The following is a 14,118-nucleotide window of genomic DNA, read 5'->3' as shown; positions in this document are numbered from 1 at the left end:
GCTCCCCACACCGGTCGAAGATGCGGGATCATGTCTGGCATGACCGAGGTGTCCTCGCTCACAGGGCGGCTGCTCGTGGCAACACCCGCCCTGGCGGACCCGAACTTCGACCGCGCGGTGGTGCTCCTCCTCGACCACGACGAGGAGGGCTCCCTCGGTGTCGTCCTCAACCGCCCCACCCCCGTGGACGTGGGCGACATCCTGGAGGGCTGGGCGGACCTCGCCGGCGAGCCCGGAGTGGTCTTCCAGGGCGGGCCCGTCTCGCTGGACTCGGCACTCGGCGTCGCGGTCATCCCGGGCGGCGCGGCCGGCGACCGCACCCCGCTCGGCTGGCGCCGGGTGCACGGCGCGATCGGCCTGGTCGACCTGGAGGCCCCGCCGGAGCTGCTCGCCTCGGCCCTCGGTTCGCTGAGAATCTTCGCCGGGTACGCGGGCTGGGGCCCGGGTCAGCTGGAGGACGAGCTGGTCGAGGGCGCCTGGTACGTGGTCGAGTCCGAGCCCGGGGACGTCTCCTCGCCGGCCCCGGAGCGGCTGTGGCGCGAGGTGCTGCGCCGCCAGCGCAACGAACTGGCGATGGTGGCCACGTATCCGGACGACCCTTCGCTCAACTGATGGGTGTGAGCTTCAGTACCCTGGGCGGTATGAGCACTCTTGAGCCCGAGCCCGGGGCTGGTACGGGGACCCTCGTAGAGCCGACACCACAGGTGTCCCACGGCGACGGCGACCACGAGCGCTTCGCCCACTACGTCCAGAAGGACAAGATCATGGCGAGCGCCCTCGACGGCACCCCCGTCGTGGCGCTGTGCGGCAAGGTGTGGGTGCCCGGCCGCGACCCGAAGAAGTACCCCGTGTGTCCCATGTGCAAGGAGATCTACGAGTCCATGGGCAGCGGCGGCGACGACAAGGGCAAGGGCGGCGACAAGAAGTAGTCCCCACCGCCTGAGGTTTCCAGAGCCCTCGGGGCGCGTTCTCGGCGCGCCCCGAGGGCTTTCGCGTGTCACGAAGTGGTGGAGACCTCTTGTCGGCATGTCCCCGTTGTCCTTAGCCTTCAAGCTTGTTGTGCAGGGCGAAATGTTCATTGCGTATGCTGCAACGAAGCTCGGAGGATCACTCCATGGAGTTCGGCTCCGCCGGTGATGGCGATACAGCCCGCGCCCCTTGACTCACGCTCCCGATCTCTTCCTCCCGGCGGGTGTTCGGGCAGCGAGAATTCGACCGCTATTTCGGCAACAGATTCCGCTTCCATCTCGGCATGGAACGGCTTCCTGTTCGCCAAGTCCTTCACCATCGGCGCCCCCTCGCAGCGACCCTGCCGACGGCCCTGCCGGTGTTCTCCTTCGTACTCGTACAGCGACGTCCGGTCTCCGGACCGGGCGGAGCGGTAAAGGACTGAGATGGTTGATGTGATTCCCGCACCCGCGAGCATCGCCCGGAACGCCTCCGGTCACGCGCGCGTGGACGCCGGCACGGCACTGCAGACCCTGCCCGGCGCGGAGGGCACCGCGCGCTGGCTGCGGGCCGCCGTGGGCGCGGCGACCGGACTGCCGCTGCCGGAGGACTCCGTGCGCCCGAACCGGATCGTGCTGGGTATCGATCCCGGCCTGCCGCCCGAGGGCTACCGCCTCGTCACCGACACGCAGCCCTTCCGTATCGAGGGCGGCAGCCCCGCCGGAGTCTTCTGGGGTGCCCAGACCCTGCGTCAGCTGCTCGGCGCCGACGCCTTCCGGCGGGCGCCGCTGCGGCGTGACCGGGTCTGGGACGTGCCCGCCGTCACCGTCGAGGACAGCCCGCGATTCCGCTGGCGCGGTCTTCTCCTCGACGTCGCACGGCACTTCATGCCCAAGGAAGGCGTGCTGCGCTATCTCGACCTGATGGCCGCGCACAAACTCAACGTCTTCCACTTCCATCTGACCGACGACCAGGGCTGGCGCATCGAGATCAAGCGCTACCCGAAGCTGACCGAGACCGGCTCCTGGCGGACGCGGTCGAAATTCGGTCACCGGGCCTCCCCGTTGTGGGAGGAGAAGCCGCACGGCGGTTACTACACCCAGGACGACATCCGGGAGATCGTCGCCTACGCCGCCGAACGGCATATCGCCGTCGTCCCGGAAATCGACGTACCGGGCCACTCGCAGGCCGCCATCGCCGCGTACCCGGAACTCGGCAACGCCGACGTCATCGACACCACCGCCCTCACCGTCCTCGACAACTGGGGGATCTCGCCCAACGTACTCGCCCCCACTGACAACACGCTGCGCTTCTACGAGGGGGTGCTGGAGGAGGTCCTGGAGCTGTTCCCGGCCGACGCTGCGCACTTCTCGCCGTTCGTGCACATCGGCGGCGACGAATGCCGCAAGGAGCAGTGGACCGAGTCGGTCACCGCGAAGAACCGGATCACGGATCTCGGACTCACCGACGAGGACGCGTTGCAGTCGTGGTTCATCGGGCACTTCGACGCCTGGCTCTCCGCGCGCGGGCGGCGGCTGATCGGCTGGGACGAGATCCTGGAGGGCGGGCTCGCCGAGGGCGCCGCGGTGTCCTCCTGGCGCGGCTACGGCGGCGGGATCGCGGCCGCGCGGGCCGGCCACGACGTCGTCATGTGCCCCGAGCAGTACGTGTATCTGGACCATCGTCAGGCTCCGGGCGAGGACGAGCCGGTGCCGATCGGCTTCGTACGCACCCTGGAGGACGTCTACCGGTTCGAACCGGTTCCGGACGGGCTGAGCGAGGCCGAGGCACGGCATGTGCTGGGCACCCAGGCCAACGTCTGGACCGAGGTGCTGGAGGACACCGCGCGCGTGGACTACCAGACCTTCCCGCGGCTCGCGGCCTTCGCCGAGGTGGCCTGGAGCAGCCTGCCCGCCCCCGGGGAACGTGACTTCGCCGGCTTCGAACGCCGAATGGCCGCCCACTACGCGCGACTTGACGCCCTCGGGGTCGCTTACCGGCCACCCGCCGGGCCCCGGCCGTGGCAGAAGCGCCCCGGCGTCCTCGGCCGCCCGATCGAGGGGGCGCCGCCGAACAGGTGACCGTACCGAACACGCGGTGAAAAGCGCGCCAAGAGTCACCGAAGAGTGTCAATCGGTGCGCATTGGGGAAGCCGCGCCAAATCACCCCATCTCTGTGTTGAGATGGGCGAATGCCTCCTAGTGCCTGCTAGCGGACCCCCGCGTTCGGCCCTTGCGAAGATGTGCCAGAGTTGCCACGTCCGCCCTGTGAGCACGTACCGTACGGCCACACAGGTGGGACCAGGTGGGGCAGCGGGAAGGGGCAGCCGGTTTGACCACGCACGCACCGCAGGCGGCGCAGGCCGTCACGCTGCCCACGACGCTGGACGAGGCGGTGGCGGCCCTCGGCGCCACGCCCACCGCCGTGCCCGTCGCGGGCGGCACCGACCTGATGGCCGCCGTCAACTCCGGCCAGCTCAGGCCCGCCGCCCTGGTGGGCCTCGGGCGGATCAGCGAGATCCGCGGCTGGCAGTACCAGGACGGCCACGCGCTGCTCGGCGCGGGCCTCACGCACGCGCGTATGGGCCGCCCCGACTTCGCGGCTCTGATCCCGGCGCTCGCCGCCGCCGCGCGCGCCGCGGGCCCGCCGCACATCCGCAACGCCGGCACCCTGGGCGGCAACATCGCCTCGGCCGCCCCCACCGGGGACGCGCTGCCGGTGCTGGCCGCCCTGGAGGCGACGCTGATCATCGCGGGCCAGGGCGGAGCCCGCCGGGAGATCCCGGTGTCGCACCTGCTGGCCGGCATGGAGATGCTGCGCGGCGGCGAACTCATCGGCTACGTGCGCGTACCGCTGCTGCACGCCCCGCAGGTCTTCCTGAAGGCGACCGGGCGCACCGGACCGGGCCGCTCGCTGGCCTCCGTGGCCCTCGTCCTCGACCCCGCCCGGCGCGGAGTGCGGTGCGCCGTCGGCGCCATAGCGCCGATGCCGCTGCGGCCGCTGGAGGCCGAGCAGTGGGTCGCGCAGCTCATCGACTGGGACAACGACCGCGCACTCGTGCCCGAGGCCCTCAGCGCCTTCGGCGAGTACGTCGCCGCGGCCTGCATCCCGGACCCGGCACCGGAGTCCGACGGCTCGGTGCCCGAGCTTCCGCCCGCCGTACTGCACCTGCGGCGCACCGTCGCCGCACTGGCCCGACGAGCACTGGGGAGGGCGCTGTCGTGACCGCCGACGACCGGCACGGAGAGGGCACGCCCCAGGGCGGGGGCCGCTGGGACCCGCTGCCCCAGGGCGACTACGACGACGGCGCCACCGCCTTCGTCAAGCTCCCCGAGGGCGGCATCGACGCCCTGCTGTCCGGCGACAGCCCGCTGGCCGCGCCGGGGCACGGCTACGTGCCGCCGCAGATCGCGGTCGCCCCCGGCACCGGCGACGCCGCGGCGCCCGGCGCCTGGACCGCGCCCGCGGGCGGCACCGAGTGGCCCGACCCGAACGCCGTGCCCCGGACGCCGGGCGGGGACGACCGGTTCACCTACGAGCCCGCCGCCACCCAGCAGTGGACCTTCGAAGACCCCGCCGCCCCCGCCGCCCCGGCCGTCCCCGGACACGACGTCACCGGGCAGTGGTCGATCCCCGTCGCCGAAGGCGATCTTCCGGACGAATCGGGCGAGTTCACCACGTCGTCCCTGGTCGAGCAGTGGGGCGGCGGCACCCCGCCGGCCACCCTGCCCGGCGGCGCGCCCGCGCCCTGGGCGACCCAGGACACCGGCGGCCCCTGGGACCAGCACACCGAAGGCGGGCAGCCCCCGGCCGCCCACCCGCTGCCGGACCACACCGGCGCGCACCCGGCGGGCGGTTCCCCGGCGCAGGCGTACGCCGGGGAGCGGTACGGGCACGAGCAGGCCGGTCACGCGCCTACGGAGCACGCGGAACACCGGGACGCGGGGCACACCGAGCCCGAGCGGGCGGACGCCGGTTACCCGGAGGCCGGTCGCACCGGCGAGTTCACCGGCTTCACCGAGGCCGCCCCTGCCGCGGAGCCCGCCGAAGCGGCCCTGCCCGCCGAACTCCCGGCTCCCGCCGGGCCCGTGGCGCCGCGGGCCGCCTCGGCGGCGGCGCCGGACCCGAACGGCCGGGACGGCCACGCCGGCCACGACGCTCCCGCCCCCGCGCAAGCCTCTGGGCGCCCCGCTGACGGCCCCGCGGGCCACGAAGAGCCCAAGAGGCCGACCGAGGCGCGGCGGACCGCGACAGCGCCCGCCGAGCCCGCCACGGAAGCCGCCGACGCCGTGGATGCCATGGACGCCGCGCGGGCGACCGCCGCCCACGAGGACGACCAGGCCGCCGACGCGCCCGGGACCGCCGTTCCGGCGACGGACGACACGCCCGACACGGGCACCGAGGGCACCGAGGAACCCGCCGGCGAGGACCACGCGCCCGCGCGCGAGGCGGCCCTCGCCGAGGAGCACGCCGCGCCGCTCCCGCCCGCCGACGACCACCCCCTCGCCTCCTACGTGCTGCGCGTCAACGGCACCGACCGTCCCGTCACCGACGCCTGGATCGGCGAGTCGCTGCTGTACGTGCTGCGCGAGCGGCTCGGCCTCGCGGGCGCCAAGGACGGCTGCTCGCAGGGAGAGTGCGGGGCCTGCAACGTCCAGGTCGACGGCCGGCTGGTCGCCTCCTGCCTGGTCCCGGCGGTCACCGCGGCCGGCAGCGAGGTGCGCACCGTCGAGGGCCTCGCCGCCGACGGGCGGCCCTCCGACGTGCAGCGCGCGCTCGCCCGGTGCGGCGCCGTGCAGTGCGGTTTCTGCGTGCCCGGCATGGCGATGACCGTGCACGACCTGCTGGAGGGCAACCCCGCGCCGACCGAGCTGGAGACCCGGCAGGCGCTGTGCGGCAACCTGTGCCGCTGCTCCGGCTACCGGGGCGTCCTGCGGGCCGTCCGGGACGTCGTCGCCGAGCGCGAGGCGGCACACGCCCCGGCCGGCGACGGAACGGACGCGGACGAGGCGCGCATCCCGCACCAGGCGGGCCCCGGCGCGGGCGGCGTCCACCCGTCGGCGTTCGAGGCACCCGGCGCGTTCGACCCACCGCGGACCGGCCACGGCGCAGCGGACGGCCAGCACGGCCACGACGGCTACGGCGACACGGCGGACGCGTACGGCACGCCTCCGTACGGCACACCGGGACCGCAGGGTTCGTACGACCCGCACGGCACGCACGACCAGCACTACGGTCAGGACGGAGGCCAGGTGTGAGCAACGAAGCGGCCACGGCGCCCACCGCCGCGGAACCCGACGCCGAGGACGAGCCGTCGCACGGCCTCGGCGCGTCCCTGACGCACGCCGACGCCCGCGCCAAGACCGAGGGCACCTTCCCGTACGCCGCGGACCTTTGGGCCGAGGGGCTGTTGTGGGCGGCCGTCCTGCGCTCGCCGCACGCGCACGCGCGCATCGTGAACATCGACACCACGCACGCGCGTGAGATGCCCGGCGTACGCGCCGTCATCACGCACGAGGACGTGCCCGGCACCCCGCGCCACGGCCGGGGCACCCCCGACCGCCCGGTGTTCGCCTCCGAGGTCGTACGCCACCACGGGGAGCCCATCGCCGCCGTCGCCGCCGACCACCCCGACACCGCGCGGATGGCCGCCGCCGCCGTCATCGTCGAGTACGAAGTACTCGATCCGGTCACCGACCCGGAGCAGGCCTTCGAGGCCGAACCGCTGCACCCCGACGGCAACTTGATCCGGCACATCCCGCTGCACCACGGCGACCCGGAGGCCACCGGCGAGATCGTGGTCGAGGGCCTGTACCGCATAGGGCGCCAGGACCCGGCCCCCATCGGCGCCGAGGCCGGCCTCGCCGTGCCCCGTCCCGACGGCGGCGTGGAGCTGTACCTGGGCTCCACCGACCCGCACGCCGACCGCAACACCGCCGCGGCCTGCTACGGCCTGTCCCCCGATCGGGTGAAGATCGTCGTCACCGGGGTGCCGGGCGCCACCGCCGACCGCGAGGACCAGGGCTTCCAGCTCCCGCTCGGCCTGCTCGCGCTCAGGACCGGCTGCCCGGTGAAACTCACGGCCACGCGCGAGGAGTCCTTCCTCGGCCACACCCACCGCCACCCCACCCTGCTGCGCTACCGCCACCACGCCGACGCCGAGGGCAGGCTGGTGAAGGTCGAGGCGCAGATCCTGCTGGACGCGGGCGCGTACGCCGACACCTCCGCCGACTCCCTCGCCGCCGCCGTGTCCTTCGCGTGCGGCCCGTACGTCGTCCCGAACGCCTTCATCGAGGGCTGGGCCGTACGCACCAACAACCCGCCCTCCGGCCATGTGCGCGGTGAGGGCGCGATGCAGGTGTGCGCCGCCTACGAGGCCCAGATGGACAAGCTGGCGAAGAAGCTGGGCGTGGACCCGGCCGAGCTGCGCCTGCGCAACGTCCTCGCGACGGGGGACGTCCTGCCGATCGGCCAGACGGTGACCTGTCCGGCGCCGGTCGCCGAACTCCTCCAGGCGGTACGGGACTTCCCGCTCCCGGCGCTGCCCAAGGACGAGCCCGAGGAGGACTGGCTGCTGCCCGGCGGCCCCGAGGGCGCGGGCGAGCCGGACGCGGTGCGCCGGGGCGTCGGCTACGGCCTGGGCATGGTGCACATGCTCGGCGCGGAGGGCGCCGACGAGGTGTCCACGGCGACGGTGAAGGTCCACGACGGTGTGGCGACGGTGCTGTGCGCGGCGGTGGAGACCGGCCAGGGCTTCACGACCCTCGCCCGCCAGATCGTCCAGGAGACCCTCGGTGTCCAGGAAGTCCATGTGGCCCCGGTCGACACCGACCAGCCGCCGGCCGGCGCGGGCTGCCGGGGCCGGCACACGTGGGTCTCGGGCGGCGCGGTGGAGCGGGCGGCGAAGATGGTCCGCACGCAACTCCTCCAGCCGCTCGCCCACAAGTTCGGCATGTCCACCGAGCTGCTCCAGATCACCGACGGCAAGATCACGTCGTACGACGGCGTCCTGTCGACCACCGTCACGGAGGCGATGGAGGGCAAGGAGCTGTGGGCCACGGCGCAGTGCCGCCCGCATCCCACCGAGCCGCTGAACGCCGCCGGCCAGGGCGACGCCTTCGTCGGACTGGCCTTCTGCGCGATCCGCGCGGTGGTGGACGTCGACATCGAGCTGGGCTCGGTGCGGGTGGTGGAGCTGGCGCTCGCCCAGGACGTCGGCCGGATCCTGAACCCGGCGCAACTGGCGGCCCGGATCGAGGCGGGCGTCACCCAGGGCGTGGGCATCGCGCTCACGGAGAACCTCCGCACGCCGCGTGGCCTGGTCCGGCACCCGGACCTGACCGGATACGCCCTGCCGACCGCCCTGGACGTGCCGGACATCCAGATCGTGAAGCTGGTCGAGGAGCGGGACGTGGTCGCGCCCTTCGGCGCCAAGTCGGTCAGCGCGGTCCCGGTCGTGACGGCGCCGGCGGCGATCGCCTCCGCCGTCCGCGCGGCCACCGGCCGCCCCGTCAACCGCCTCCCGATCCGCCCGCAGGCGGCGGTGGCGACGGACCGCTGAGCGGCGGTACCGGATGACCGGCGGCCCCGGGTGATCGACGGGATGGCCGTCGCCACGGGCGTGATGGCGGCCCGCAGGCCGACGGTGGCACAGCTGCTCGCCGGGGGTGCCTCCACGCCCTTCAGACAGTGGGGGAGCGTGCCACGCGCGGCGCACGTCCGAGGCGACGTGCCGCTCGACTCAGCCTGCTGAGGCGCCTGTCGGCGGCCACGGCGGACGCGTACGCCGGGGCCGGCTTCACGGCGGTGGTGCAGGACGTTCTGCCGGGCGAGGACCTGACGGCGTGCACCGGCCTGATCCGCACCCGCCACCTGGACGAGGAACTGCGCCGGCGCACCCCGCGCATCGGCATGTGGCTGGACACGTCCCGGTGGACGCCGGAGCAGGCGGTCGCGGCGATCCTCGCCGGCGCGCAACGTGCGCGGGTCGCCTGACGTCCCCTCTGGCGAGGGGCGTTGTCAGTGGGGCGGCGTAGTCTGCGGAGCAGTGGGGCGGCAGCGCTCCGGGACGTACGCCGGGCAGTCACGGACGTGCGTCGGGTCACTGACGGGGACGGACGATCGCGGGGGAGCGATGAGCACGACCGACACCGGGTTCACGGCGATCACGCTGACGGAGGCGGAGCTGGACCGCTACGTCACACACGCGCCGACGCGCGGCCTGCTCGGCGGCGCCGGACTGCCCGTGGACACCGACCTGCTGACCTTCTCCCCGCTGCGCACCCACGGCCTGCGCACGCTCGCCGACGCCGCCGACGCCCCCTTCCGGCTGGCGGAGGAGCTGCGCGGCCGGCTGGTCATCGGCGAACTGCTGAACCCGGCCGGCATGGAGCGCGAGTCGATCCTGCTCGACGGCGACACGGGCGAGATCACCACGGCCTACCTCTTCGACCCCTCCGAGCCCCGCCCCTTCGCGCCCTCCCTCGCCACGCTGCTGCGCTTCGCCGCGGTCACCGAGGAACTGGCGGGCCTGCGCGGCCGTTTCGCCTCTCTTGCGGGCCGGTACGGCCCCGAGACGGCCGCCGAGGCGACGCGCCGCCTGCTGTCCCTCTTCGAGGAGGGCGCGAACGGCGCGATCCCGCCGTACTGGAAGGCGGCGGCCCTGATCCGCCCGCTCGCCCTCGTCGCAGGCGCCGGCACGGCCCGCGGCCTCACCCTGGACGTCCCCGCGCGCGTCCTGGACCAGGAGTTCGGACCGGGCCGGGTGACCCGCTACGAGGAGGTCGACTTCCCCCCGACGCTCACGCACGAGCCGACCCGCCGCTTCCTGTGCGAGACCGGCCTGCCGGAACGGGCGGTGCTCTTCTCCTCGGACACGGACGTCCCGCTGCCGACCCTGCGCGAGTACTACACGCAGGAGCGCCCGGGCGACTTCCCCCTGGGTGAACTCCCGGCCCACGCCGACCACTTGATCCGCCTCGGCCATCTGCTGGAGGACACCGGCCTGCTGGTCGACGGCAGAACGGGCGCGGTCCTGACCTTCAGCGAGCCGGACGCCACACTCCAGCCCCTGAACACGGACGTCTCGACCCTCGCCTTCACGCTCTGGCTGCTGCACCACGAGCGCGCCATCCACCGCCACCTGCACCACGAACTGACGGCCCTGGCCTACGAGGACCTGGCCGCGGCCATGCTCCACACCCTGACGGCCGTGGACCCCACGGGCACGACCCCCGGCTCGGACTGGCACTACTGGACGGAGGCCTTCCAGGACGAAGCGGGCGGAGTGCTCTGAAGCACCCCGCCCGGGAAAGAGGCCGTGGCGGGAATCGAACCCACGTAACTCGCTTTGCAGGCGAGCCCCTCAACCACTCGGGCACACGGCCGTGTTCGTGGGAATGAACTTACGGGGGGTGGCGGGCGGGCTCAAGGGGGGCGCTGGGGTTGCAATGCGACTGCCATGCGGCGTTCATGAAGCAGGGGGTGTACGACCAAGGTCGCAGGTCGGACCGGTCTCCCGACAGGGGTGAAAGTCGTTTGCGGGCCTTACGCTGACGGGCATGACCGCCCTGGAGCCCCGCGACGCCGATGTCGTGACCGAAGCCGCCGAGACCGACCCCCGCAGCGGACCGGACAGCGTGCTGAGCCGGGCGTACCGGGCGCTCAGCGTCGGGATCGTCTCCGTCGTGCTGCTGATCGCGTTCGAGGCGACCGCCGTCGGGACCGCGATGCCGGTCGCCGCGCGGGAGCTGGACGGGGTGGCGCTGTACGCGTTCGCGTTCTCCGGCTACTTCACGACCAGCCTGTTCGGCATGGTGCTCTCGGGCCAGTGGTCCGACCGGCGCGGTCCCCTCGGGCCGCTGAGCGCCGGCATCGCGGGCTTCGCCACCGGGCTCGTCATCGCCGGCACCGCCCGGAGCATGTGGGTGTTCATCCTGGGGCGGGCCGTGCAGGGGCTCGGCGGCGGACTGGTGATCGTGGCGCTGTACGTCGTCGTCGGCCGCGCCTACCCCGAGCGGCTGCGGCCCGCGATCATGGCGGCCTTCGCGGCGGGCTGGGTCGTCCCCTCCATCGTCGGCCCCCTCGCCTCCGGCGCCGTCACCGAACACCTCGGCTGGCGCTGGGTCTTCCTCGGCATCCCCGTCCTCGTCGTCCTCCCGCTCGCCCTCGCCCTGCCGCAGATACGGCGCCGGGCGTCCGGCCCGGTGCGGAAGGACCAGGCCGCCGGGTCGTTCGACCGGCGGCGGATCCGGCTGGCCCTCGGCATCTCCCTCGGTGCCGGCCTTCTCCAGTACGCCGCGCAGGACCTGCGGCCCCTCGCCGTACTCCCCGCGCTGGCCGGTGCCGCCCTCCTCGTGCCCGCCGTCCTCGGGCTCCTTCCGCGCGGCACCTACCGGGCCGCCCGCGGCCTGCCCTCCGTCGTGCTGCTGCGCGGGCTGTCCGCCGGTTCCTTCATCGTGGCCGAGTCCTTCGTGCCGCTGATGCTCGTCACCCAGCGCGGGCTGTCGCCGACGCTCGCCGGGTTCTCGCTGGCGGCGGGCGGCGTGACCTGGGCCCTGGGCTCGTATCTGCAGTCCCGGCCGCGCATGGCGCCGTACCGGGAGCGGCTGATGACCGCCGGGATGGTGCTGGTCGCCGCCGCCGTCGCCACCGCGCCCAGCGTGCTCGTGCACGCCGTGCCCGTCTGGACCGTCGCCGTCGCCTGGGCCTTCGGCTGTCTCGGCATGGGCCTGGTGATCTCCTCCACCAGCGTGCTCCTGCTCCAGCTGTCCGCCCCGGAGGAGGCCGGCGCCAACTCCGCCGCGCTCCAGATCTCCGACGCCCTGGCCAACGTCGTCCTCCTCGCCGCCACCGGTGCCGCCTTCGCGGCCCTGGGCGGCGGAAGCGCCGCGGCCACCGCGGCCACCACCGCCGGCGGCCCCCCTCCCCTCGCCTTCGCGGCCGTCTTCCTGCCGATGGCGGGGGTGGCGCTGGTGGGGGCGTGGGTGACCCGGCGACTGCGGGCCTGACGGCGATCGTGCCGGGGAGCTCGCGGCCGGTCCGGCTGCCGATCACGCCGGTGATCACCGCGGCTGTGATGTGGATCCCACCCACGGGCGACCCGGCCTTGTCCGGGCGTTGACGGTGGTGCGGCGCCGGTAGGGTGGCCCGGTTGTCATACGTAGCCGAGCGCCGAGCCCCCAGAACGAGCCCCAAAAAACGGAGACCGTGACTACCACCGCCGCTTCCGCTTCCTCCGCGTCGTCGTCCCACCACCTCTCGCCCGCCTTCCCCGGCCGGGCCCCCTGGGGTACCGCCAGCAAGCTGCGTGCCTGGCAGCAGGGGGCGATGGAGAAGTACGTACAGGAGCAGCCGCGCGACTTCCTCGCCGTCGCCACGCCCGGCGCCGGCAAGACGACCTTCGCGCTGACGCTCGCTTCCTGGCTGCTGCACCATCACGTCGTGCAGCAGGTGACCGTGGTCGCGCCGACCGAGCACCTGAAGAAGCAGTGGGCCGAGGCCGCGGCCCGTATAGGCATCAAGCTCGACCCCGAGTACAGCGCCGGACCGCTCGGCCGGGAGTACGACGGGGTCGCCGTCACGTACGCCGGTGTCGGCGTGCGGCCCATGCTGCACCGCAACCGCGTCGAGCAGCGCAAGACCCTCGTCATCCTCGACGAGATCCACCACGCCGGTGACTCCAAGTCCTGGGGCGAGGCGTGCCTGGAGGCGTTCGAGCCCGCCACCCGCCGGCTCGCGCTGACCGGCACGCCGTTCCGCTCCGACACCAACCCCATCCCCTTCGTCACGTACGAGGAGGACAACGCCGGCATCCGGCGCTCCGCCGCCGACTACACGTACGGCTACGGCAACGCCCTCGCCGACCACGTCGTCCGGCCGGTCATCTTCCTGTCCTACAGCGGCCAGATGCGCTGGCGTACGAAGGCCGGTGACGAGATCGCCGCCCGGCTCGGCGAGCCGATGACCAAGGACGCGGTCAGCCAGGCCTGGCGGACCGCGCTCGACCCGCGCGGCGAGTGGATGCCCAGCGTGCTGCGCGCCGCCGACCAGCGGCTGACCGAGGTCCGCAAGGCCATCCCGGACGCCGGCGCGCTCGTCATCGCCTCCGACCAGGACTCCGCCCGCGCCTACGCCAAGCTGATCCGCGAGATCACCGGGACGAAGGCCACGCTCGTGCTCTCCGACGACGCCGGGGCGTCGAAGAGGATCGACGACTTCAGCGCGAGCGACGACCGGTGGATGGTCGCCGTCCGGATGGTGTCCGAGGGCGTGGACGTGCCCCGGCTCGCGGTGGGCGTGTACGCGACGACCATCTCGACTCCTCTCTTCTTCGCCCAGGCCGTCGGGCGCTTCGTGCGGTCCCGGCGGCGGGGCGAGACCGCGTCCGTGTTCCTGCCGACCGTGCCCGACCTGCTGACCTTCGCCAATGAGATGGAGAAGGAGCGGGACCACGCCCTCGACAAGCCGAAGAAGGAGGGCGAGGAGGACCCGTACGCCGAATCCGAGAAGGAGATGGAGGAGGCGAACAAGCAGCAGGACGAGGACACCGGCGAGCAGGAGCAGTTCTCCTTCGAGGCGCTGGAGTCCGAGGCCGTCTTCGACCGGGTCCTGTACGACGGTGCCGAGTTCGGCATGCAGGCGCACCCGGGGAGCGAGGAGGAGCAGGACTACCTCGGCATCCCGGGGCTGCTCGAACCCGACCAGGTGCAGCTGCTGCTCCAGAAGCGGCAGGCCCGGCAGATCGCGCACAGCAAGAAGAAGCCGGACGCCGAGGCCGATCTGCTCGAACTGCCCGCCGAGCGGCGGCCCGTGGTCTCCCACAAGGAGATGATGGAGCTGCGCAAGCGGCTCAACACCCTGGTCAGCGCGTACGTCCACCAGAGCGGCAAGCCGCACGGAGTGATCCACACCGAGCTGCGGCGGGTCTGCGGGGGCCCGCCGAGCGCGGAGGCGACGGCGGGACAGCTGAAGCAGCGGATCGACAAGGTGCAGGAGTGGGCCACGCGCATGCGGTGACGCTGCGCCCCGCACCCCGTATCCGGACGAATCACGGCAGGCCGGATCCGCTCTTGCCCGGATTCTGGACGGAGACTTCCGCTCAGCGAACCAGCTTCGCTACTGTCCCGCTACGCACACGCCCCGTGGCAGCGTCGCCGCGGAGCGCAGCCG

Annotated in this window: 11 protein-coding genes and 1 tRNA gene; 10 read left to right on the top strand and 2 right to left on the bottom strand. The window is 73.3% G+C overall.

Annotated elements, in window-relative coordinates; all coding sequences use genetic code 11:
- The first annotated feature begins 39 nt into the window (after positions 1–39).
- A complete protein-coding gene (locus AC4OXY_RS21655; protein ID WP_362693203.1) occupies positions 40–612 on the top strand; it encodes a YqgE/AlgH family protein in 573 nt (190 codons plus the stop codon).
- Between the two features lie 29 nt (positions 613–641).
- Complete coding sequence (locus AC4OXY_RS21650; RefSeq protein ID WP_356031622.1) at positions 642–929, top strand: DUF3039 domain-containing protein; 288 nt, start codon at positions 642–644, stop codon at positions 927–929.
- A 146-nt stretch (positions 930–1,075) separates the two neighbouring features.
- Here the strand turns inward: AC4OXY_RS21650 and AC4OXY_RS21645 are convergent, their stop codons facing one another.
- A complete protein-coding gene (locus AC4OXY_RS21645) occupies positions 1,076–1,288 on the bottom strand; it encodes a hypothetical protein (protein WP_376286119.1) in 213 nt (70 codons plus the stop codon).
- A gap of 106 nt (positions 1,289–1,394) precedes the next feature.
- On the opposite strand from AC4OXY_RS21645, the gene AC4OXY_RS21640 reads away from it, so the two are divergent.
- From AC4OXY_RS21640 to AC4OXY_RS21615, 6 genes are all read left to right on the top strand, one after another.
- On the top strand, positions 1,395–3,029 hold the full coding sequence (locus AC4OXY_RS21640; RefSeq protein WP_491994458.1) for a beta-N-acetylhexosaminidase: 1,635 nt from the start codon (positions 1,395–1,397) through the stop codon (positions 3,027–3,029).
- A 250-nt stretch (positions 3,030–3,279) separates the two neighbouring features.
- On the top strand, positions 3,280–4,173 hold the full coding sequence (locus AC4OXY_RS21635) for an FAD binding domain-containing protein (RefSeq protein ID WP_356036908.1): 894 nt from the start codon (positions 3,280–3,282) through the stop codon (positions 4,171–4,173).
- Entirely contained in the window at positions 4,170–6,206 is a 2,037-nt protein-coding gene (locus AC4OXY_RS21630; protein ID WP_491994457.1) for a (2Fe-2S)-binding protein, read from the top strand. Before AC4OXY_RS21635 ends, AC4OXY_RS21630 begins: the two co-directional genes overlap by 4 nt.
- Positions 6,203–8,509: a xanthine dehydrogenase family protein molybdopterin-binding subunit gene (locus AC4OXY_RS21625; protein WP_491994456.1), complete on the top strand. Its 2,307-nt coding sequence runs from the start codon at positions 6,203–6,205 to the stop codon at positions 8,507–8,509. The genes AC4OXY_RS21630 and AC4OXY_RS21625 overlap by 4 nt, the downstream gene beginning before the upstream one ends.
- Before the next feature lie 128 nt (positions 8,510–8,637).
- The gene (locus tag AC4OXY_RS21620) at positions 8,638–8,943 is read left to right on the top strand and encodes a hypothetical protein (RefSeq protein ID WP_491994455.1); all 306 of its coding nucleotides are present in this window, start codon (positions 8,638–8,640) and stop codon (positions 8,941–8,943) included.
- A 139-nt stretch (positions 8,944–9,082) separates the two neighbouring features.
- Positions 9,083–10,243: an SUKH-4 family immunity protein gene (locus tag AC4OXY_RS21615; RefSeq protein WP_467494829.1), complete on the top strand. Its 1,161-nt coding sequence runs from the start codon at positions 9,083–9,085 to the stop codon at positions 10,241–10,243.
- A 19-nt stretch (positions 10,244–10,262) separates the two neighbouring features.
- Here AC4OXY_RS21615 and AC4OXY_RS21610 read toward each other — a convergent pair.
- Positions 10,263–10,334: transfer RNA gene (locus tag AC4OXY_RS21610), tRNA-Cys, on the bottom strand.
- A 174-nt stretch (positions 10,335–10,508) separates the two neighbouring features.
- Here AC4OXY_RS21610 and AC4OXY_RS21605 point away from each other — a divergent pair.
- Positions 10,509–11,957, top strand: coding sequence for an MFS transporter (locus tag AC4OXY_RS21605; protein WP_376286110.1), 1,449 nt, complete (start codon positions 10,509–10,511; stop codon positions 11,955–11,957).
- Positions 11,958–12,156: 199 nt separating this feature from the next.
- Complete coding sequence (locus AC4OXY_RS21600) at positions 12,157–13,965, top strand: DEAD/DEAH box helicase (protein WP_356036898.1); 1,809 nt, start codon at positions 12,157–12,159, stop codon at positions 13,963–13,965.
- Positions 13,966–14,118 lie beyond the last annotated feature (153 nt).

Source organism: Streptomyces sp. HUAS MG56 (assembly GCF_058673395.1).
The sequence above is the reverse complement of the archived record's forward strand: the minus strand, read 5'-3'. Positions and strand labels throughout refer to the sequence as shown.